The following is a 21183-nucleotide window of genomic DNA, read 5'->3' on the forward strand; positions in this document are numbered from 1 at the left end:
CAGATCCGCGTCCATACCCATGTCCAGGTCGAGCATCTCGACGGGATAGCCGGTCTTCTCGCTCACCACCGCCAGCAAGGTCTCGGCAACATTGTTGGCGGCAGGCTGTGCAGGAACGGCCACGGCTGAAGGTGCGGCACCGGCGCCCAGGTGCCGGGCGATCTCACCGAGGGTGCGGAGGGTCCCGAGGTGTTCGGGTCCGATGGCTGGCGAGCCGGGGAGGCGCTCCTGGAGAGTGGAAAGAATCTCGACCCGCTTGATGGAATCGATCCCCAGATCCGCGTCCATACCCATGTCCAGGTCGAGCATCTCGACGGGATAGCCGGTCTTCTCGCTCACCACCGCCAGCAGGGTCTCGGCAACGCGGTCCGAACTGTCTGCCGTGCCACTATGGGACACATGGGGCGTATAAGACCTATGAGTCGTAGTCGTATTGTTAGTTCCTTGGACAGTTTCTACGGTAGCTGCCGGTTCGAGCGGCGTCTCCACGTGAGGCGGGGTTGCCGTGGCGGTCAGCTGGACGGAGGCGAATGGTGCAGGCGGAGCAACGGCCCCACCTCCCATGAGGATCTGGCGCTGACTTTCCAGAAGTGCCTGGAAGGTTCTGCTCGCTGTTTCCTGCCCTTCCAGGAACCGGCGGTGCAGCATGGCAGTCTCCTCCTGCATCTTCTGCAGCAATGCCATGCTTTCCCGCGTTACCCGGAGCGATTCGGCGAGCATGCCCGAGGTAGCGGCCGGAGTGGAAGACGGAACTGCACCGATAGAGGTGTTCGTGTTTGCCGTGGGTGCAGCGGCAGGCTGGGGTGCGGGTGAAACGGTTGCGACGGCCGGCTTGGGTGCCACCGGTGGCCGGACAGGTTTGGGCTGCACGTAGTTGGCTCCGCAGAGCGGGATGGTCATGGCGGGCTTCTTTGTCGTGGATGATACCGGGGGGTGGTACGATTCATCCCACGCGGCAAGACGGACGTTGTGACCGAGGACGGCCAACTGGGCAAGGGTGCGCGCCAGGTCGGCTATGCCGGCGCGTCTGCCGGAGGAGGCATCGACGGCGACAGTGGCATGGTCGCGCTCGCCGAGGATAGCGTCGATCAGACCGGAAAGGCGGGCGCCGGGACCGACTTCGACGAAGGTGCGGATGCCGGCGGCGTACATCGCCTCGATTTCCGCGACGAACTCAACCGGTTTGGCCAGTTGGCCTGCGAGGAGCTCTTTCGCGGCAGCCGGATCAGTGGGGTAGGTGGCAGCCGTAGTGTTGGCGTAGACCGGCAGCGTCCCCGGAGAGAGCTCGATGTCGGCCAGCGCGGCCAGAAATGGTGCGGCGGCATCGGCAACCAGGGCGCTGTGGAAGGCAGCCGCAACCGGCAGTCGTTTGCACGTGAGTTTGCGGCTGGCAAAAATGGTCGCGGCCCGGTCGATTTCGGCGCTGTTGCCGGACAGGACGGCCTGGGCAGGGGCATTCCGGTTGGCAATGACGAGATCGATCTTTTCCTCGGCCAGTATCTGCTCCACCGTTGCCAGGGGTGCAGGAACGGCCAGCATTCCTCCCTTGTCGCCCGCACCGGAGCCCATGAGGCGGCCGCGGAGGCGGGAAAGGCAGTGCAGGGCAGCTTCGTCAAAATGACCGCCGGCGCTGAGGGCGGTCAGCTCGCCGTAACTGTGCCCGGCAACCGCATCCGGGTTGACACCGAATGATTCCAGTATCCGCAGGGCACCGAGGCTCACCGCGCCGATGGCGGGCTGGGCCGCCTCGGTGGCGCGCAGGAGTTCCTCCTGCCGTTCCCGTGTCGCGGAATCGAATGCCGGAACGGGGTAGATCCTGTCCGACAGGCGCATGTTGTCGGGAAACACCAGCCCGTCATCCGCGGCGGTCAGGCTGTCGATCATCTGGGGGAAACGGCAGGCGAGGTCGCGGAGCATCCCGGTATACTGGGAACCCTGGCCGGGGAACACCATCCCCAGTTTCCCCGGACTGGTCCGGGAAAAACAGGCACCATCGGGCGTATTCCAGCGGTCGGCGGCATTTTTGCGGAGCATGGCTTGGGCGTTTGCCAGGAGCCCGGCAAGGTTCGTCCTGTCACGCTCGACGACCAGTGCCAGGCGACAGGGGGCATTGCCGTCGAAGACGGCGCGTGCAGCGGCACCCCTGCCACGGAGTTCCTTCCAGGATATGTCGGCCGGAATCGTACCGAGAGCGGCTTCCAGGGTAGACACATCGGCCCCGGAAAAAGGGATGATCTGGGTGTCGCCGTCCCAGTCGACGGTCTCTTTTTTTGGGCGGTACTCTTCCAGAACCGTATGGAAGTTGGAGCCGCCGAAGCCGAAGGCGCTTACCGCCGCCCGGCGGGGACCTCCGGCCCGGGGAATCCAGGGGCGCTTTTCTGTGGGGATGTAGAAGGGGGTTGGTCCCGCGGTCACTTCGTCCAGCGGTTTCTCGACCTTGATGGTCGGAGGGATGACCTTGTGGTGCAGAGCAAGCGCCGCCTTGATGAGTCCCGCCGCACCGGCAGCCGCCTTGGTGTGGCCGATCTGGGATTTGACCGAGCCGAGCGCACACCAGGGGGTGTCCGCTTCGCCGTAGACCTGGCGCAGTGCGGAGACTTCAACGGCATCTCCCACCTTGGTGCCGGTTCCGTGTGCCTCGATCAGTTCGATGCTCTCCGGTGCGACGCCGGCCTGCCGGTATGCGTTCAGGAGCGCTTTCTTCTGGCCAGCGGCGCTGGGGGCGTAGATTGCATCGCCTTTGCCGTCGCTGGAAGAGCCGATGCCGCGAATCACGGCGTAGATCCTGTCGCCGTCACGTTCCGCATCGGCCAGCCGCTTGATGACAACGATTCCCAGTCCTTCGCCGAGAATGGTGCCGTCGCCGCTCGCGTCGAACGGCTTGGCGTTGCCGGTCGGGGAGAGAGCAGGGGTCTTGCTGAAGCACATATACATGAAAATGTCGTTGAAGGTGTCAACTCCGCCGGTGACCACCATGTCGACCTTGCCGGAGTCCAGTTCCATGGATGCGAGATGGAGAGCGCTCAACGAACTGGCGCAGGCCGCATCCACGACGCAGTTGGTTCCCCCCAGATCGAACTGTTTACTGATCCTTCCCGCAACCACGTTGCCGAGGAGGCCGGGGAAGGAATTCTCCTGCCAGGAAACGTAGGAGTCTGAAATGCGCTGCACCGCGTCTTCGGCAGCGGCATCGTCCACCCCTGCTTCTTTCATGGCCTTTTTCCAGATGGGATGTCCCAGCCGGGCCCCCAGGGGGATCACCAGTTCGAGGGTGCCGGTGACACCGAGGATGACGCTGACCCTGTTCCGGTCGAACTCCTTTTCCGGTCCGTAGCCGGCGTCTTTCAGCGCCTGGCCGGTGGCCACCAGACCGAGAAGCTGGGAGGTGTCGATCGCCTCCATGGTGTTGGGGGGGATGTTGAATTCAATAGGGTTGAACGGAAAGGGAGAGAGGAAGCCCCCCCGTTTCCCGTAGGTGTGGTCTGCGGTCTTGGGGTCGGGGTCGTGGTAATCCGCCGTGCGCCAATGGGTCGAAGGGATGTCGGTGACGGCATCGATCCCTTCACGAATGTTTGCCCAGTAGGTATTCTGGTCCTCGGCCCCGGGAAAGAGGCAGCCGATGCCGATAATGGCCAGCGGTGATCCGCCGGTAGTGATTTCCGGTTTTCCTTCTTCCTTGTTCACCTTAGGTACTCCTTGATCTGTGCAAGTTCGAGCGGTTCCATCCGCAAGGCCTCGGGGGGTAGTTGCATGCCTTGACTCCGAAGAAAATTCACACGGGTGAAAACTGCGGCACCGTAAAGAATGTTGAGAGCGACGGAGACGGTGGTGCGGCGCTCAGGATTTTCCAGGTACGTTCCGGCTACCCACTCGTTGAAGGCTCCCATGGCGGGTCCGCACCACACCTGGTAATCGATTTTGCGGGACGGCTCGCCGTCTTTGGCCCAGTGAGCCGCCTGACCCAGGTACCAGCGGAAGACCAGGGCCATCCGATGTTTCGGGTCACGGTCTCCCCGTTCGGCCTGGCGTGGGTCACGCTGCTGGAAATAGGCCCGGGTGTCGCGCCATATGTCGGTCAGCGGGGCGAGGAAAAGAGTCTTTTCCAGCTTTTCCCGTTCGGGTGCGGGAATATCCTCCATGCAGCCGTAACTTCGGTACAGTTCATACAGTTTGGCTGCCCGCATGGGGAACATGGTTCCCCGCTTGAGAACCTGTACCGTCACTCCCATTTCGAACATGTCGGCTGCGGGGGCCATGGTCACGTCCGCCTGGCGGGTGCCGGCGAGCATTTCCCGTACCTGGTGAGAGGTGCCCGATTCGATGCACGCCTGGTGCACGGAACCGGTCATGATGTAGGCTGCGCCCATGGCAAAGGCTGCCGCCGCTGCCGCCGGCGTGGAAATGCCGCCGGCAAGGCCTACCCGGAGCCGGCAGTCGTAACCGTGCTGTCGTTCGAGACGGGTGGCCAGAGATTGTATGGTGGGGAAAAGAGCGATGGCCGGTCGGTTGTCCGTGTGCCCGCCTGAATCCGCCTCGGCAGTGATTTCCCCGGCCAGGGGAATCCGGGCGGCAAGTTCAGCCTGCTCGCCGGTAAGTTCACCCCCCGCAACCAGTTCGCGGAGAAACGATTCGGGAGCCGGAGAGAAAAATTTGACTGCCAGCTCTTCCCGGGAGACCTTGGCGATGATCCGGTTCGGAGTTACGATGGAGCCGTCGGGGAGGCGATGGATGCCGTGGAGACGGTAACGGACGAGGGGGAGCGTCAGGTCGAGAAAGGCCGACGCTTCCACCAGGCGCACGTTCCTCTGCAGGTAAAGTTCGGCGAGAGCCTTTTCCAGGTCCGGCTCATGGGGCGAATGGATCAGATTGACCCCGTAGGGGACGCCACTGCCGGCGAGTCGGTCGATGGCGGTCTCAACCTCAGCGTAGGGGAGACCAGCGGCGCCGAAGAAGCCGAGCATCCCTGCGCGGCCCAGTTCCTCAACCATGGCGACAGAGCTTATCCCCTTGGCCATGGAGCCGCCAAGGTAGGGGTAACGAATGCCCATATCCGCGCAGAAGCCAGAATCTCCCAGGTTTTCCGGCAGGCAGGGGGGTGCATACCCGAGAAGGGGGAGGGAATCCTGCTGCTCACCGCCGAGTTTGGCAGTTCCGCGGGAGTGCACGGCGACCGATTTCTTGTCGGACACCACGTACACGGGAAGGCCGACCTTGCGAAGCGCAGTTCCAAGCTCTTCCGGCGGTACGAAGGGAAGATCGGGGGCAGGGCGCCACCATCCGAGGCCGGATTGCCCGGACTGACTTGCACTGGTTACCCTTTGCAGAAACTGATCCAACGATAACTCCAGTCTTTGTGACAATTTCGTCGAGAAGGTGGCGTGTTTAATTGATACGGACTTACTGGCGGACAGGGATTAGGGAGTATGGGGCTGCCCGGCATGCGGTTGTTTCGGTGAGGAGACGAGCAGGTAAACGTATCACTGGCACCGGGTTTAACAGATGATTTTTAGCCGAATTTTTCAATAAATGCAAGACAAGAACGCAATGAAGTTTCTCATCTCTGTGAACCATTGAATTCTTGTGATTGCAGAATGACAGGTTCTGGGGCAGGGATGGGGCAGGAAAGGAGTATCCTGAGCCATCGAGGGGACGTGTTTTCTTGCCTAACCCGCTGGCTCGGCATCATGCGGTGTATCCTGTACGACCGGCAGGGAACAAAAGAAGGTGCTCCCTTTCCCCGGGGCGCTTTCCACCCATATGCGGCCGCTGTGGGCTGTCATTATTTCCTTCGACAGCGCAAGTCCAAGCCCTATGCCGCCGAAGGTGCGGGAATCGGAGTTGTCCACACGGTAGAAACGTTCGAATATCCGCTCAAGGGCATGGGACGGAATGCCGATTCCTTCGTCACGAACGGCTATTACCACGGTATCGTCTTCCCTGCTGGTGGTGATGCTGACCTTGCCGCCGTTCGGCGAATATTTTATGGCATTTGATACAAGGTTGTTGAGTACGCGATGGAGATCTTCCGCGTTCCCCCATGCCAGTGGAAGGTCTGGCGGTGAGCTGGTCGTGATGTCATGCGTGGGAAACGATGATCCGAAGAGGGCCACCGTTTCCCTTATGAGCGATGCGATATTGACCGGTCCCTTATGGGGCGTGGAGAGATTGCGGGCATTGAACCGCTGAATGCTCAGGAAGTTGTCGATTATTTCATAGAGCCTTTCAGCTTCGGTGTGTGCGGTGCGGACAAACTGCCTCAACTGGTCGAGGGGGATGTCGCTGTTGATCACCAGCTCAAGGTACCCCAGCATTGCCGTTAGGGGAGTGCGCATCTCGTGACTCACTGCCGAGATCATCTCGTCTTTGGTCCGTTCCAGCTCTTTATGGTCGGAAATATCAAAGGCGATGATGAGGCGTACCAGTTGCCCATCGCTCCATGTAATCGCGCGATCTGTGCACTGGTACCATCTGCTGGAAACCGGATCCCAGAATTCCCATTCACAAGGGGGCTGGGGGATGCCGTCCTTTATGAGCCTTTCTTTCGCGGATAACGGAAAGGCATCCGTCTGTTCTGCCCGAAATAACTGATAACAGGTCTTACCCTGCCAGTCTTCGCCAAAGATGAGTCTGCCCTGTTTGTTCAGGTAGAGAAGCTTGTTGTCCTCCAGGCTGGCGACGTATACCACTGCATTGATGGAATCGAAGATCGTGCGGGTTTTGAGGAACTGGGCCTGGAGGGCTTCTTCCGCCAGTTTGCGTTCATATATCTCCTGTTCGAGGTGGTGTGTGCGCGATCTGACCTGTTTGCGCAGAAGAAGGTTGAATGCACCCATGGTGAGAAGAATGCCGAGCGCAGCTGCGAGCGTGGCTTTAACCCACCCGGGAATGATTCCCCGTTTGCCTGTCACCCCGAGCCATCTGTCCAGAGCCTGGTAATACACGGATTGACGGTCATTTTTCATTAGTTCCAGGTGCGAGTCCAACGTGTCGATGAGTGCCCTGTTTTTCCCTTGGGCGACCGCGTAGTGAACTTCAATCGGATTGAAAATTACCGGCGTGGGCAGGACCTGGTATTTGTCTTCGTTTTTGAGAGCGTAGAAGCGTCCGACCACTCCGGCGTCCGCTTCTTTCTTTGCGAGGGAATTAAAGACGCCGTCGAAGTTGTCAAAGGAGAGATAGGTAGCCTTAATGCCGAATTTCTCCAGCATGGTTCGCAGGGCCTTGTGATGGGTGTCGCCGGTCATGACCGCTATGCGCTTGTCGTCCAGGTCGAAGTACGACTGGATATTGACCCCTCTGGCCGAATAAAGCTGACCCCAGTTAGCGATGACATTTACCTGGTTGAAATCATACAGTTCGGCCCGTTCCTTTGAATAGGCGATGGTGACCATGAGATCGATGTCACCGTTTTTCAGTTTTTCCAGGCACCGGTCAAAGGTATCGGGTACAAATTCCAGTTGCCAGCCTTCCTTGTCGGCCACGTGATCGAGAAGTTCCACGAGGAGGCCGGAAGCTTTTCCCGTGCTGTCCGTGAAGGAAAGGGGAGGGTTCTGTTCAAGGCCGGCACGGACATGCACCGTGGCCGAAGCGGGTCCCGCAAGAAACAGCAGAGACAGCATTGTCCCGCAGAAAACTTGAAAAATAAATGTCGACGGGCGGCTGAAAATCACAAGTTTCCCTTGAGTTCGGCGAATTGACCCAGCGAAGAATCTGTGCACAGGCACTTTGGGTCTCTTACCTGCCCCGACGGTTCAGTATTTCCATCGATTTCTTAAGGCTTACCCGCATCCGTTCGAAAGAACGGATCAGCATGCCGATTTCGTCGGTACGACTGGTTTCGAGGTTTTTGTCCATATTCCCCATGCTTATGTCGATGGCGGTTTCCGACAGTTCGATGAGGGGGGTGATGATTGCGGTCTTGAGATGGCGGTAGGTAAAAATGAACGATACGGCGAACAGCATGAGTCCGGCGATGAGCAGGATGATGAGGGCCAGTCTCTCGTGGCGGACCTGTTCCTGGATGCTGCTCAGAACCATGACCACACCGACTTTTTTGCCGGTCATGTCGTGCAGGGGGAATGCCCCCTTCATGAGGCTCTTTCCTTCAAGTGCGACGGTACCGAGAAAGGTCGGTCCTTCGACCGTACGCACTTCTTGTTCATTGAACACACTTTTGGCAATGAATGTCCGGTTATCGAAGGTAGTGCTCACCATGGCATATCCCTTCAAATCATCCCAGTCGTCCTTCTGCCCCATGGTCAGTCGGGTTTGCCGGTAGCTCTTTTCGTCAAGGAGCGTCTTGTCGATGAGCACCGCCACGTCACTCCCCGTTTCCTTCTTGACGATCTGGTCAAAGTGGTCAATCTCCTCGCCGAATTCCACGTACCCGATGCGCATGCCGTTGTGGAGGTAGGGTGCCACGACCCGCAGGGCAAAGGCCGTTTTCCCCAGTTCCAGTCCGCTCGCCACGGTTCCGGTCTCTTTTGCCTTGAGAAACGTGAGGCGGTCGATGGGATCCCCGAAGAGCTCCGGTTTATGGACGCGAAGAAAGCAGGTGCCGTCGTTATCGATGAAGTAGAAATGGGTTATGCCGTAATTGTCGTGATTGGTCTTGTAGAGATTTTCCGCGGCTGTGGCCAGAGCGCCCCTGTCATGTCGTTCGTAGAGCAGTTTGTAGGATTGGTCGTTCACGAATGTGTTGAGCGCCGCCGAGAGCATCTTCGTGTCGTTCGCCAGGATGCTGTTATAGATCCCCTGGGTGTTCCGGATTGCCTGATGTGCGTTTATGCGCAGGTTCTGCTGGAAGAAGTAGACAACGATGGCGGCGAAGACGACGACGATGAGCACCTGGGTTCCCAGGATTTTCCCCCGTATGCTGGTGCGCAACTGTTGTTTCAAGAGGGTTTTCGGCAATTCGGTGCCGGTCGGGGTCAGTTTCTTTCCTGTCACGATGGTAAACCCTCCCTTACGAAAGAATCGTTATGGATTCATTGATGAATTCAGTTTTGCCGACGATGCTCTCGATTTCGTCTTTCAGGAGGTCAACCAGGTCGACAAGATCATCGTCATCCTGAAACGCGGCGGTTCCCAGCTTTTTAATACTTTCTTCGAAAAGGTATTCGCCCACCGGTCCAACCTGGCGGATAAAAGCGACTTTCAGCTTGTTCATGCGCTCCGCCAGGTTTCTGGACACATCGGGATTCGGGGAGATGGTGGCGGATTCGGCCAGGAGGATTTCCAGTTTTGGTTTGGCAACGTTCAGGGATATGTTAAGGAGCGACATGTTCACGTCGTTTGTACACAGAAGGGTGAGGAATCCTCCCCGCAGCTTTCTGGTGACGATCTTCCCGTCCTGGTAGCGCATCTCCAGCAGTTCGAGCGTGCTGGCCACGGGTAACTGGCGGATGGTGTCGGCCATGGTTGTCGATAGTTTCCGTATGTGCTCTCCATCGAAGAGAGGCGGAAACGCATGGACCGTTTTTTCGCCATCGGCCGTGCTGATCAGGCTGCCGATAACACCTTCGACCTTGTTTATATTCTGCAGCATATCCCGCATGATGCTTCTAGCTCCCTGTCGCGAGTACTTTGCTGATTGCGGCTTCCACCAGTGCCAGCTTGACGTCTTTGGTGACGGAAATGTGCAGGTATCGGGCGTCCAGGGTATAGACGAGCATGCGTCCGTTGTGGTCATGAACGGCGACGCTCTTGCTTTCGCCCACCCCCATCGTTTTTCCCGCCAGAATCGCTCCCTCCATAAGCACTTTTCCCTGTGCAGCGAGCGATTGGCCACGGTCATCCTGGTCGTCCAGCGGTATGCCGTTTTGGTCGGACATGACAGCCAGGGTTACGCCGGGAACCTTCAGCAGCCTCTCAAGGCTCTGGCGAAGTGCGGCCTGAGGCGCCGGCGCTGCACTTTCCGTGCTTTCGGGGGGATTTGAGTTTTGCTCGGCCATGGTAAGTCCTCGTGGCTGGCTGTGTGTTGATGACGCTAGGGAAAGCAATTCAGAGAAAAGGCAATATTTCAGGTAAATTATCGTTCGAATTCTAGCATCTGCTGAAGTTATGTCAATCCAAATATCGTTCGTAGATAAGGCGTTCATGCGGAATTACAGAGTCTTCAGTAACTTGAACCCAGAAATAAACGTGCTCCCGAAAAGATGCCGTGCCCATTCCTGCACAGGAGCATACGCCGGCTTATCCTTTAGTCGTCTCCGGTCTATCTCCTTTACAAACTGCGGGGGAATACATTATGCTACCCATCAGTTGTAGAGCTCTCCGTCGAGGTTGCCCGTGTCCCCCCGCATCAGAATTCTTCCCGAAAATCTGACCAACAAGATCGCTGCCGGCGAGGTGGTGGAGCGCCCCGCCTCGGTGGTCAAGGAGCTGGTTGAGAATGCCCTCGATGCCGGTTGCGGTGATCTGGTGGTGGAGATCGAACAGGGGGGGAGAAAACTGATTAAGGTGAGCGATGACGGTTGCGGCATGACCCGCGAGGATGCGCTGCTCGCGCTGGAGCGTCATGCCACGAGCAAAATCGCGACGGATGCCGACCTGTTCGGTCTGTCGACACTCGGCTTTCGTGGCGAGGCCCTTCCCTCCATCGCGTCGGTGTCACGCTTTACCTTGGCCACGCGGGAATCGGCGCAGATCGAAGGAACCGAAATCTACGCCGAGGGGGGACGGATCAAGGAAGTCAAGTCATGCGGCATGGCGGTCGGTACCGTCATAACCGTGCGCAACCTGTTCTTCAACACGCCGGCCCGCCTAAAATTCATGAAGAGCAGCGAGACCGAGGCGGGGCACGTGGGTGACCTGTTGACCCGTCTTGCCGTTTCCCGCCCCCAGACCCGTTTCACCTATATTGCCGACGGCCGGACCGTTTTCCGCCTGTTGCCGGGCGACCTGCTCCAGAGGGTGACGTCCCTGTTAGGGGGTACCATCGGCAAGGCGTTGTATCCGGTCGATTTCATCGACGGCCCCCTCTCGGTCTCCGGCTTGGTTGCCAGCCCCGATTGCAACAGATCAGCGGCTTCCCATCTCTATACCTTCATCAACGGCCGCTTCATCCGTGACAAGGTCGTCCAGCACGCAATTCTCCAGTCATACCGGAATTTTCTCGAAAGGGGGCGCTATCCGGTGGTGGTGCTCTTTATCGGGCTTCCTCCGGGCGAAGTGGATGTCAACGTGCACCCCACCAAGCATGAGGTGCGTTTCCGTGAGCAGGCGAGGGTTCACGACGGTATTATGGCGGCAGTGGAGTCAGTCCTGCGCCCGACTCCCTGGCTGGGGAAAGGACGCGATCCGGTCACGCCGTTTAGCGGCACGAGGCCGGACCCGCCCGTGAACTCTGGGAGGATTGAAAGCGTGCGGGAGGCGCTGACCCGCTACCAGCCGCCTCCACTCCGCCAGGGAAGCTTTCCCGCCCCCCCGCCGGTACAGCGCGGGGGGCGGGATTCTGTGCCGCGACCGCCTGCTGTCCCGGACATCATTGACTACAAGCACGCGGCAGCTTCAAAGTCCGGCTATTTTTCATCCCTTGCCATTATCGGCCAGTACCACGGCTCCTACATCGTCTGCCAGGACGCAACTGATCTGGTGCTCATCGATCAGCATGCAGCCCACGAGCGGGTCGCCTTTGAGCGCCTCAAGGCGCAGTTTGCCGCCGGCGGCGTGGAATCACAGGGACTCCTCTTCACCGAGACGCTTGAATTCACTTTTCGGGAAAGGGCCGTGCTGAGTGAATATCGCGCAGATCTGGCCCGGCTCGGCTATGAACTCGAGGAATTTGGCGGAACGACCTGGCTGCTCAAAGGGGTGCCGCGTCTCTTGATCGGCGGCGACTACCAGCGGATACTCCGGGATGTCGTGGAGGAACTTCAGAGCCTCGGCAAGAGCCGTCCCTTTGCCGACTCTCTGGAGGATATCCTCGCCAGGCTGGCATGCCATAGCGTAGTGCGGGGCGTCCATCCACTGGGCCACGACGAAATAGCGGCTCTTTTTGCCCAGATGGACGCCACCGATTTTTCCAGCAACTGTCCCCATGGCCGTCCGGTCAGCCGCACCCTGACCCTTGCCGAGATCGAGCGACTCTTCAAGAGGGGATGACGTGTCTGGAGCAAGTGACAAACCAAGACTCGTGATCATCCTCGGACCGACCGCTTCCGGAAAAAGCGAGATGGCGGTGGAGCTGGCCAGGAAATTTGACGGCGAAATCGTCAATGCCGATTCCCTGCAGGTATACCGCGGTCTGGACATCGGCACTGCCAAGCCTTCACGAGAAATTCGCCGGCAGGTTCCCCATCACCTCATCGACCTTGTCGAACCGGACGAACCTTTTTCGGCGGCGGATTTCCAGGGAGCTGCACGGCAGGCCATCGACGACATAGTCCGTCGCGGTAGAAAGGTCTTCGTGGTGGGGGGTACCGGTCTCTACATCAAGGCGCTGGTGCAGGGATTGGTCGATTCACCGAGCGGTGCGGGGGAAGTCCGACAGGAACTTGAAGCGATGGCGCGCAGAGTGGGGAAGGAGGAGATGTTGCGGCGTCTGGCGGAAGTAGACCCGGCCTCGGCGGCACGTCTTCATCCCAATGACCAGGTGCGTATCATCCGGGCACTGGAGTCCCATCGGCTGACCGGCCGCCCCATCTCGGTGGACCGCTCCGCCCATGGTTTCTCCGAATCCGTCTATCATGCCCTGAAGCTCGGTATCAAGGTGGAGCGGGAGGAATTGTACCGGCGCATCGATCTCCGGGTGGAGAAGATGCTCGGGGAAGGCCTGGTGGAGGAAGTGCAATCCCTTCTGGCCCGCGGCTTGACCCCTGATCTCAAAGCTCTCAGGTCCATCGGATACAAGGAGGTTTGTGCCTTTCTCGCAGGAGATTGCGACCTCACGGAGGCCACTCGTCTCATGAAGCGCGATACGCGGCACTATGCAAAACGTCAGTTGACCTGGTTCAAGCGGGACAATGAAATTAATTGGGTTGATTATCCCGACAGTTTTGCTACTATTTGTAACCATGTGATGGAATTTTATGGATAAAGGAGAGGGAGATGGCAAAAGCACCGTTCAACATTCAGGACCAGTATCTCAACCAGTCCCGCAAGGAGCGGGTGAAAGTGGTTGTGCAGCTCATGTCCGGCGACAGGATGGAAGGGTACATCAAATCATTCGACAATTTCTCCGTACTGATGGAAATCCACGGCGACATTCTCATCTACAAGCATGCGATTTCGACCATTACCTCGGCGGACGGCACGTTCAAGCTCCATCAGTAAATTCAGCTCATTTCAGCTGCAGAATCAATAGGGGCGTTCCCGCAAGGGCGCCCCTATCGGCATTTTAAGCCGGGACATTTTCCCATGAAAAACACGAACTCTTCCCCCACGCATACCGGCCTGACCATCGAGTGCGTGCTTCCCGACAGCATTGCTGCCGAGCTGGAGATCAAAGCCGGCGACCGTCTGCTTGCCATAAGCGGCAAACCGGTACGGGATATCATCGATTACACCTACCTCTCCACGGAGACCGAACTGACCCTGGAAATCGTCAAGATGAACGGCGAGGAGTGGGAAATGGCGGTGGAGCGCGGGGAGGGGGAGCCGCTGGGGCTTATCTTGCCGACACCCGTTCCGAAACGGTGCGGCAATACATGCGTTTTCTGTTTCGTCCACCAGTTGCCCCGCGGCATGCGTTCTCCCCTCTACGTGAAAGACGAGGATTACCGCCTTTCCTTTCTGTACGGGAACTACGTCACCCTTGCCAACATAACGTCATCCGACCTTGCGCGTATCAAGGAGCAACGCCTCTCCCCCCTCTACGTTTCGGTGCATGCCACCGAAACGGCCGTGCGGGAGACCCTGCTCGGCAACACTGCAATCAAGCCCCTTCTGCCGATCATGGAAGAGCTGGCATCTGCCGGCATCAGCATGCATACCCAGGTGGTCCTCTGCCCGGGACTCAATGACGGTGCCGTGCTCGAACGGACGGTGGCGGACATGGTAGCGCTCCATCCACGGGTTGCGTCTCTGGCGGTGGTGCCTGTTGGACTGACACGGCACCGGAAGGGGCTTCCCCTGATCGAACCGGTAACGTCCGCGTATGCTGATGAATTCATCACCCACTGGCAGGCTCGTGCCCTGGATATTGCCGATCGGCTCGGAGAGCCGTTCCTGTATCTCGCCGATGAGTTCTACATCAAGGCCGGACGGGAATTCCCCCCCCTGGAGACGTATGGCGACCTGCCCCAGCTTGAAAACGGCGTCGGCATGGTGCCCCTCTTCTTGGAAGAAGGGAAAGAAGTGCTGGCTGCAGCAGAATCCTCCTCTCCCCTTACCGTGACCGTGGTGACGGGGGAGTCGGCCTATTCCTGTCTTTCACTTTTTCTCGTTGAGTTGGGGAAGATAACGGGGGTCACGTTCCGGACCATTGCGGTAGCGAACCGGCTGTTTGGCGAGAGTGTGACAGTTGCCGGACTGGTGGCAGGACGCGACATCCTGGCCGCCCTGGCAGATCTTGATCTGGGGGATCTTGTGCTCATTCCCGACGTGATGATCAAGGAAGGGGAGGGGGTATTTCTCGATGATCTCACGATTGACGAACTGGAAGAGTCACTCCAGGTGCGGACCGTCGTGGTGGAATCGACTCCTGCCGGAATCTACGGAGCTTTAGCGGGGAGATAGGGCATTGTTGCCCCGACGCACAGAATGGAAAAAGGCGGGGCTCTGTGGCCCCGCCTTTCTTGTACTGATCAACAACTGCCCTCACATTTTGTGGCACTTTTCGCAGTTTTCCTTGACGGTGAAGGCGTCCTTGTTATTGTGGCAGGCGCCGCAGGATGCGCCACCTTCCATCTGGACCATGGTGGTGGGTTTGATGCCGGCCTTGAAGGGGAATACCTTGGTGTGACAGTCGGCACACTTGTACATGTTGGTGTGGATTTCGTGGCTGAACTTTGCTTCGCCCGCATCGGTCTTGAAGGTCACCGTGCCGGGCTTGAAGTTGTTGTGGCATTTCTCGCAGCTGCCGGCTGAGGTGAAGGCGTCCTTGCCGTTGTGGCAGGCGCCGCATGATTTACCCTTGTCCATGTCTGCCATGGTGTTGTGAACGGCGCCCGCCTTGTAGGGGAATACTTTGGTGTGGCAATCCTTGCAGCTGTACATGCCGGTATGGATTTCGTGGCTGAAGGTTACGTCGGAGATTCCCTTCACCTTGAAATTGACGTTCTGCGGCTTCATGCCGCGATGACAGTTGCCGCAGTTGCCGGCCACGGTGAAGGCTTTTTTCCCGTCATGGCAGGCACCGCAGGTCTTTCCCTTTTCCATCTGCGCCATGGTGACGTTCTTTTCCTTGCCGGTGATCACCTTGCCGTTGTGGCAACTCTTGCACTTGCCGCCGGTCTTGGCGATATGCGTATCGTGGCTGAAGACCACCTCACTCAAACCCTTGACCTTGAAGTTGACGTTCCGGGGCTTGCCTTTGTGGCAACGGGTGCAATCCTTTTCGGAGGCAACACTGAAGGCCTTGATGCCGGAATGGCAGGCACCGCACGACTTGGTTTTTTCCATTTCCGCCATGGTGAAGCTCTTGCGCTGCTTCAAATTGTAAATGGCATTGTGACAAATCCGGCAATTGTTGTTATATTTATTGAGGTGTACATCATGGCTGAATACCACCGGGTCAGCGTTGTTGAAACGGAACTGGATGTCCTTGGTTTCCTTGGCGTACGTCACGACGGTCAGGAGGAGGGTAGCAAGCACTGCAAGCATAGTGAAACGCGACTTCATGGCATTCTCCTTGGCAGGTCGAATTGTTTTCCGGGTAAATACAACCGCAGTACTATACACACGCGGTGTTGAGACGTCAATTCAAATATTGCAGTGAAGCTAACAGTGGAGCGGGGTTAGAAGAAACACCTTCACATCGGACGAGAGGAATCACTTATGCTCAGGATTAGCTTGGTTCTCATAATTGCTGCTATGGGGGTGGCGGGACCATCGTGGGGTGAAACCTATGAATGGACTGACAGCAAGGGAGTGGTGAACTTTACGGATGACCTTGACAAGGTTCCTGCCAAGTATCGCACTAAGGTCAGGGAGCGGGAGTCGATCCGGAGCGAGGAGGGGGCGGTTCCATCCTCCGGAGGCTTAGAACCGTTGATACAGCAGACCGGCAAAACTCCCCCCCCCTCATCACCGTCCGTGATGGTGTATGGTGGCCACGGCCAGGGGTGGTGGCGCGGACAGTATGCCTCCCTTCGCCAAGGGATCAAGGCGATCGAGAGCTCCCTTGCCGAAAAGCGGGACAAGCTCGCGGAATTGAAACGCAAGCGCATAATCTATCAGCGGACGCGGGATAGGGTCGCTTACAACCAACTCGAGGCAGAAATCAAGAGTGACGAGGCTCAGCTGAAAGAGGTGCAGGACAGACTCAGCGCCCTCGACGACGAAGCCGGGAAGGCCGGGGTGCCACAGGATTGGCGGCAGTAAAGGCGGGGGAGGGTCAGGGCTTGGTTTTCTGTTCCAGTTGAAGGTCAAGGTGCTTCAACTGCTCCAGGTTCTGGCGCAGTTCCTTGTTTTCCTTGTTCAGCAGCTGATTGTTGGTTCTCAGGCTCCGGTTCTGGCGACGCTGTTCGTTGGCGGCGTTGACCAGGTCCAGGAGCTGGACGGACTGCATGGTCCACGGGCTTTTCGGATACTCCTTGTGGAGGCGTTCAAGGGTCTGCTGACCCTGCAGGTAATCCTTTTCCCCCGCTGGTTTCAGTTGCAGAAGGCTCAATCGAAACAGTGCCTCGTCGGTAACACCCGCCACACCTTTTTCCGCACAGAGTGCTGTCAGTATATCCGCGGCTGCCGTGCCATTGCCGCTTTCCATCTGATCGACAGCAGCAGCCAGTTTGCGTTGCTGGCTGAAATAGTTGATGAACCCGAAGTTGCCGTTTTGTAACGTGGCGCAACCGGTTGTCGCCAGGGCGAGCAGGAGTGCAAGAGCGAGTTTTCTCATCGATTGTGTCTGCGCCGGTTCATCAGGTAGTTGCTTCCCGGCTGTCCCTTCACGTAATCCTTCATTTCTGCCGCGGCCCTGGCTATTTCCACCGCCGATTCATATTCCCCTTGTCCGCAGATGACAACCGCAATGGAGATGGTCATGATCGGGAATACGCGCGGTACGCCGTAGCGGTCCACTGCCTCGATCGCCCCTCTCTCCAGGTCCACCGGATCGTAATAGCTGACGATCGCCCTGCCGAACTGGCCGATGATCGCTTCACAGACGTCAGCGGCCTCTTCGACGGACACCACCATCACGAAATCGTCCCCTCCCACATGGCCTACGAACGCATCTTCTCCCGCATGTTTCCGGACCACTTCATGGATGATTTCACCCGTGGTCTTAATCAGGTCACTGGCCCGTATGTAGCCGTAGTGATCGTTATAGGCCTTGAGGTTGTCCAGGTCTGCATAGCAGACGGCAAACGGCTCAGGCCCTTGCAGTCTGCGGGTAAGGACACGTTCGATGGCGATGTTTCCCGGCAGCCTGGTGAGGGGGCTGGCATCGAGATTCATCTGCTCCGATATCTTGAGCCGGGAGGCCATTCTGACAAAATCGCCGGCCAGTTCGCCGATTTCATCGCCGGCCGGGATTCGGGGGTCGAAGTCGAAATCCCCTTCGGCAATGCGGTGCGTGGCTTTCTTCAGCTTGGTGAACGCCTTGGAAATCTTGTAGGTGACGAGAGTCGCCACGATGATTGCAAGCAGAAAGCCGGTAAAGGAGAGGATCAGGGTCCATTGCACCGTCCGCCCCTGTTTCTGGTCTGCAGCCTTCAGTTTGCTGCTGAGCTGAGCCTGCCGGTTGGCGGCACTGGCGTCGATGGCATCGACAACCCGGTCAGCAGCGCTGTTGAGTTGTACCGCGCTGTTTTTGTCCCCCCCGAGCAGTTGTTCTGCTGACCGTTTGAACCCCACATAACTTCCAACTATCGGCTTCAATTCGTCCGGATTCTGGGTTGCCGTCAGATTAAGGAGCAGGTGCTGAAATTCATCTGCCCGTTCCTGGTAAAGCGTTTTGAATTCGGGGCTGTTCAGTACCGCTCCCTTTACCGCTGCCCGTTGCTGCGCAAGAACCGATTCCCGCAGTTTTATGGCGGTGTTGATAAAGACCAGATCATTGTTGGCAATGTCACGGGCGGTCGTATTGAGCGAATAGAGTCCCATTACCGAATAAACCAGCGCCGCCATGGTGAAAAATGCTATGGCGGCATATCCGGCAACGAGCTTCTGTACCAGGGTAAGTCTCATTGGTTGCGGCCTTAAGGTAATCCCGGAAGAGGTGATATGCGGGTAAACGTCATGCAAGGCATTGTAGTTCAGCCCCGGAGTTTAGTCAACCTTCAGAAAACCCTCCCTGTTTTCCCTGTGAAAACGTTCGTTCTTCGCACGTGGAGCCTTGATTAGCGGTTGCTACCGTTCCAAAGCTGTGTTATAAACAGGTGCGATTCAGGAGAGTTGGAGTTTTCTTATGACGGGTCTGGACAGAATAATTGAAAATGCGCTTTTGGAGGACATCCACACCGGCGACATCACGACGCTTGCCGTTGTCCCCGAGCCTCGGGCCGCCAGTGCCCGGCTCATCGCCAAGGAGGCGATGGTCCTGGCAGGGATAGACGTGGCGGCGCGGGTGTTTCACCTGCTCGACAACGCCGTGGTTTTTACGCCGGTATTCAGGGATGGTGACCATCTCGAACCGGGGGATGTGCTTGCCGAAATAGCCGGTAAGGCTGCCGTGCTTCTCCAGGGGGAACGGGTAGCGCTCAACCTGTTACAGCGAATGTGCGGAGTTGCCACCCTCACCGCACGTTATGTTGCTGCTGTCGAAGGGACAGGGGCACGGGTGGTCGATACACGCAAGACCACACCAGGTCTCCGGGTGCTCGACAAGTATGCCGTTCGGGTCGGAGGAGGAATCAACCACCGGACCGGCCTCTACGACGGGGTGCTCATCAAGGAAAACCACATTGCCGCGGCCGGGGGTATCGCCGAAGCTGTCCGCAGGGCACGGGCCTACATCCCCCATACCATGAAAATAGAGGTAGAGACGGAGTCCCTTGCCGAGGTGGGTGAAGCACTGGCCGCGGCTGCGGATATCATCATGCTCGACAATATGGACCTGCCCACCATGGCAGAAGCGGTGCGCCTCATTGATGGCCGGGCGCTGGTGGAAGCTTCCGGCGGTGTCAACCTCGACACCATCCGTTCCATCGCCGGAACTGGCGTCGATATCATATCCGTGGGCGCCCTGACCCATTCGGCACGGGCAATGGACATTTCCATGCTGCTGGAGGGGGCGTGAAAGAGGATTTTCTCCGGCATGACGCCAGGGACGAGAAGGCCATTGACCAGCGCATTCTGGAGATAGTTCGGGCGACCCCCGGCGGTATCGTGTCGGGCGAAGAGTTGAGCAGCAGGCTCAAGGTCTCCCGCACAGCGGTATGGAAGCATATCAAGAGCCTGAAGGATCTGGGGTACCGTATCGAGGCGGTGCCGTCCGTCGGGTACCGGCTCGTTGCCGTGCCCGATCTCCTTCTGCCGGCGGAGATCGCGGTAGGCCTCATGACGGAGAGGATCGGCCGGCAGATCATTTCCTTTCGCGAGACTGACTCCACCAACGAAACCGCATTCAAACTGGCCGAAGAAGGGGCACCGGAAGGAACGGTGGTCCTCGCCGAGTCCCAACGCAGGGGGAAGGGACGGATGGGCCGGCGCTGGGAATCGCCGCCGGGGATGAATCTTTACTGTTCCATCATTCTCCGTCCCGCCATCCTGCCGTTGCAGGCCGTCCAGATGACGTTTCTTTCCGCCGTTGCCGTGGCAAGGGCCGTCGAGGAGACCACCCGGCTCGTCCCCACCATCAAATGGCCCAACGACGTGCTGTTGTCGGGACGCAAGGTTGCAGGGCTTCTCAACGAAATGGGGGCCGAAACAGAGAAGGTCAATTTCATCATTCTCGGTATAGGGGTCAACATCAACATGGATGCAGGTCAGTTCCCCGCTGACCTGCGGTCCCCTGCGACGTCCCTTCGCATGGAAACCGGCGGAGCCGTCGATCGCAAGGAATTCACCCGCGCCCTTATCCGAGCTCTGGACAGCCTGTATGCGGCTTTTCTGGTCGGCGACTATGGGGTCGTGAGGGACGAGTGGCTTGCTCGCTGTGGGATGATCGGTCGGCGGGTGCACGTTTCCTATCGCGACAGCGTCGTTGCGGGGGTTGCGACCGGTATAGACGACTACGGAGCGCTTCTCCTCACCCTCGATGACGGCTGCGTGGAGAGGGTTCTGGCCGGTGACGTGACACTTGTCTGAGCGAGGACGGTGCTTGATTGATGAGTAAGGAGAGCTAGGTGCTTCTGGTAATCGACGTCGGCAACAGCAATATCGTGCTCGGTATCTATGATGGGGAAAGACTCCTCAAGGACTGGCGCGTATCCACCGAAAAATCGAAAACCGCCGATGAATACGGTATCCTAGTCCACGACCTGTTCCGGCTGGCCGGCATTTCCTTTGGCGATATCCGGGATATCATAATCTCGTCGGTTGTGCCGACTCTTACCGGCGTACTGGAGCGGCTGGCAGTCGAATATTTCGGGTTTCGCCCCTATGTCGTCGGCCCCGGCATCAAAACGGGAATGCCGATCCATTACGACAATCCGAAGGAAGTTGGTGCTGACCGCATCGTCAACGCGGTGGCCGGGTTCGAGAAGCACAGGACCGCGTTGATCATTGTCGATTTCGGTACGGCAACCACCTTCGACTACGTGAACAGGAAGGGGGAGTACTGTGGCGGTGCCATCGCTCCCGGTCTCGTAATCTCCATGGAGGCATTGTTTCAGAAGGCGAGTAAACTGCCGCGGGTGGAGATTCTCAAGCCGCCGTCCATCATCGCCAAAAATACGGTCAATTCCATGCAGGCTGGCATTTTTTACGGCTATGTCGGACTGGTGGACGAAATCGTCGGGAGAATCAAGACCGAGAGCCGCGATAATCCCCGGGTTCTGGCGACAGGCGGGCTCGCCGGTCTGATTGCCCCCGAATCGAAAACAATAAACGAGGTAGACGAATATCTGACGCTTGAAGGTCTGCGTATCCTGTATCAGCGTAACCATGAAAATTAACGGCAGGCTGAAACCTGACCTG

General features: G+C 58.2%; 16 protein-coding genes and 2 pseudogenes. 9 read left to right on the top strand and 9 right to left on the bottom strand.

Translation table 11 applies throughout. The features are described from left to right. From KI810_RS13215 to KI810_RS13240, 6 genes are all read right to left on the bottom strand, one after another. Window positions 1-3684, bottom strand: a 3684-nt coding sequence (locus KI810_RS13215) for a type I polyketide synthase (protein ID WP_214176039.1), incomplete at its 3' end; no start/stop codon positions are given. Continuing rightward, window positions 3681-5336 carry a PfaD family polyunsaturated fatty acid/polyketide biosynthesis protein gene (locus KI810_RS13220; protein ID WP_214176040.1) on the bottom strand — a complete coding sequence of 552 codons (1656 nt, stop codon included), beginning with the start codon at window positions 5334-5336 and terminating at the stop codon, window positions 3681-3683. The genes KI810_RS13215 and KI810_RS13220, both read right to left, overlap by 4 nt. 327 nt (window positions 5337-5663) lie before the next feature. Next, window positions 5664-7619 (bottom strand): ATP-binding protein, encoded by a 1956-nt coding sequence (locus tag KI810_RS13225; protein ID WP_214176041.1) that lies wholly within the window; start codon window positions 7617-7619, stop codon window positions 5664-5666. A gap of 115 nt (window positions 7620-7734) precedes the next feature. Then, complete coding sequence (locus tag KI810_RS13230; protein ID WP_214176042.1) at window positions 7735-8949, bottom strand: cache domain-containing protein; 1215 nt, start codon at window positions 8947-8949, stop codon at window positions 7735-7737. A gap of 16 nt (window positions 8950-8965) precedes the next feature. Further along, the gene (locus KI810_RS13235) at window positions 8966-9556 is read right to left on the bottom strand and encodes a DUF8082 domain-containing protein (protein WP_214176043.1); all 591 of its coding nucleotides are present in this window, start codon (window positions 9554-9556) and stop codon (window positions 8966-8968) included. A 7-nt stretch (window positions 9557-9563) separates the two neighbouring features. Further along, on the bottom strand, window positions 9564-9953 hold the full coding sequence (locus tag KI810_RS13240) for a roadblock/LC7 domain-containing protein (RefSeq protein ID WP_214176044.1): 390 nt from the start codon (window positions 9951-9953) through the stop codon (window positions 9564-9566). Window positions 9954-10290: 337 nt separating this feature from the next. On the opposite strand from KI810_RS13240, the pseudogene mutL reads away from it, so the two are divergent. The 5 genes and pseudogenes from mutL to KI810_RS13260 form a co-directional block, all read left to right on the top strand. Next, a pseudogene (gene mutL / locus KI810_RS17680) lies at window positions 10291-11287 on the top strand (DNA mismatch repair endonuclease MutL); the annotation flags it as partial. A gap of 230 nt (window positions 11288-11517) precedes the next feature. Then, window positions 11518-12105 (top strand): annotated as a pseudogene (locus KI810_RS17685) (DNA mismatch repair MutL family protein); the annotation flags it as partial. Between the two features lie 70 nt (window positions 12106-12175). Then, window positions 12176-13039 carry a tRNA (adenosine(37)-N6)-dimethylallyltransferase MiaA gene (gene miaA / locus KI810_RS13250; RefSeq protein ID WP_246525661.1) on the top strand — a complete coding sequence of 288 codons (864 nt, stop codon included), beginning with the start codon at window positions 12176-12178 and terminating at the stop codon, window positions 13037-13039. An 11-nt stretch (window positions 13040-13050) separates the two neighbouring features. After that, complete coding sequence (gene hfq / locus KI810_RS13255) at window positions 13051-13275, top strand: RNA chaperone Hfq (protein WP_214176047.1); 225 nt, start codon at window positions 13051-13053, stop codon at window positions 13273-13275. 84 nt (window positions 13276-13359) lie between these two features. After that, complete coding sequence (locus tag KI810_RS13260; protein WP_214176048.1) at window positions 13360-14679, top strand: DUF512 domain-containing protein; 1320 nt, start codon at window positions 13360-13362, stop codon at window positions 14677-14679. Between the two features lie 81 nt (window positions 14680-14760). Here KI810_RS13260 and KI810_RS13265 read toward each other — a convergent pair whose 3' ends face one another. After that, window positions 14761-15783, bottom strand: coding sequence for a cytochrome c3 family protein (locus tag KI810_RS13265; RefSeq protein WP_214176049.1), 1023 nt, complete (start codon window positions 15781-15783; stop codon window positions 14761-14763). 156 nt (window positions 15784-15939) lie between these two features. Here KI810_RS13265 and KI810_RS13270 point away from each other — a divergent pair, with 156 nt between their 5' ends. After that, the gene (locus KI810_RS13270) at window positions 15940-16485 is read left to right on the top strand and encodes a DUF4124 domain-containing protein (RefSeq protein ID WP_214176050.1); all 546 of its coding nucleotides are present in this window, start codon (window positions 15940-15942) and stop codon (window positions 16483-16485) included. Window positions 16486-16498: 13 nt separating this feature from the next. On the opposite strand, the gene KI810_RS13275 is transcribed toward KI810_RS13270, so the two are convergent. Beyond that, window positions 16499-16999 carry a hypothetical protein gene (locus KI810_RS13275; RefSeq protein WP_214176051.1) on the bottom strand — a complete coding sequence of 167 codons (501 nt, stop codon included), beginning with the start codon at window positions 16997-16999 and terminating at the stop codon, window positions 16499-16501. Continuing rightward, window positions 16996-18291, bottom strand: coding sequence for a GGDEF domain-containing protein (locus KI810_RS13280; protein ID WP_214176052.1), 1296 nt, complete (start codon window positions 18289-18291; stop codon window positions 16996-16998). Before KI810_RS13280 ends, KI810_RS13275 begins: the two co-directional genes overlap by 4 nt. 220 nt (window positions 18292-18511) lie before the next feature. Between KI810_RS13280 and nadC the strand changes: the two genes are divergently transcribed. The 3 genes from nadC to KI810_RS13295 are packed head-to-tail and all read left to right on the top strand — an operon-like array spanning window position 18512 to window position 21161. Continuing rightward, window positions 18512-19342 (top strand): carboxylating nicotinate-nucleotide diphosphorylase, encoded by an 831-nt coding sequence (gene nadC, locus KI810_RS13285; protein WP_214176053.1) that lies wholly within the window; start codon window positions 18512-18514, stop codon window positions 19340-19342. Then, window positions 19339-20352, top strand: a complete 1014-nt coding sequence (locus tag KI810_RS13290; RefSeq protein WP_214176054.1) for a biotin--[acetyl-CoA-carboxylase] ligase — start codon at window positions 19339-19341, stop codon at window positions 20350-20352. The genes nadC and KI810_RS13290 overlap by 4 nt, the downstream gene beginning before the upstream one ends. Before the next feature lie 38 nt (window positions 20353-20390). Continuing rightward, a complete protein-coding gene (locus KI810_RS13295) occupies window positions 20391-21161 on the top strand; it encodes a type III pantothenate kinase (RefSeq protein ID WP_214176055.1) in 771 nt (256 codons plus the stop codon). Window positions 21162-21183: the final 22 nt, after the last annotated feature.

The sequence above is a fragment of the Geomobilimonas luticola genome, assembly GCF_018476905.1.
In the GTDB taxonomy this organism is placed as follows: domain Bacteria; phylum Desulfobacterota; class Desulfuromonadia; order Geobacterales; family Geobacteraceae; genus Geomobilimonas; species Geomobilimonas luticola.

Coding starts and splice junctions, on each gene's coding strand:
- KI810_RS13260 (WP_214176048.1), top strand. CDS start 13,360: ATGAAAAACACGAACTCTTCCCCCACGCATACCGGCCTGACCATCGAG.
- KI810_RS13280 (WP_214176052.1), bottom strand. CDS start 18,291: ATGAGACTTACCCTGGTACAGAAGCTCGTTGCCGGATATGCCGCCATA.
- hfq (WP_214176047.1), top strand. CDS start 13,051: ATGGCAAAAGCACCGTTCAACATTCAGGACCAGTATCTCAACCAGTCC.
- nadC (WP_214176053.1), top strand. CDS start 18,512: ATGACGGGTCTGGACAGAATAATTGAAAATGCGCTTTTGGAGGACATC.
- KI810_RS13225 (WP_214176041.1), bottom strand. CDS start 7,619: ATGCTGTCTCTGCTGTTTCTTGCGGGACCCGCTTCGGCCACGGTGCAT.
- KI810_RS13240 (WP_214176044.1), bottom strand. CDS start 9,953: ATGGCCGAGCAAAACTCAAATCCCCCCGAAAGCACGGAAAGTGCAGCG.
- miaA (WP_246525661.1), top strand. CDS start 12,176: ATGGCGGTGGAGCTGGCCAGGAAATTTGACGGCGAAATCGTCAATGCC.
- KI810_RS13235 (WP_214176043.1), bottom strand. CDS start 9,556: ATGCGGGATATGCTGCAGAATATAAACAAGGTCGAAGGTGTTATCGGC.
- KI810_RS13265 (WP_214176049.1), bottom strand. CDS start 15,783: ATGAAGTCGCGTTTCACTATGCTTGCAGTGCTTGCTACCCTCCTCCTG.
- KI810_RS13270 (WP_214176050.1), top strand. CDS start 15,940: ATGCTCAGGATTAGCTTGGTTCTCATAATTGCTGCTATGGGGGTGGCG.
- KI810_RS13275 (WP_214176051.1), bottom strand. CDS start 16,999: ATGAGAAAACTCGCTCTTGCACTCCTGCTCGCCCTGGCGACAACCGGT.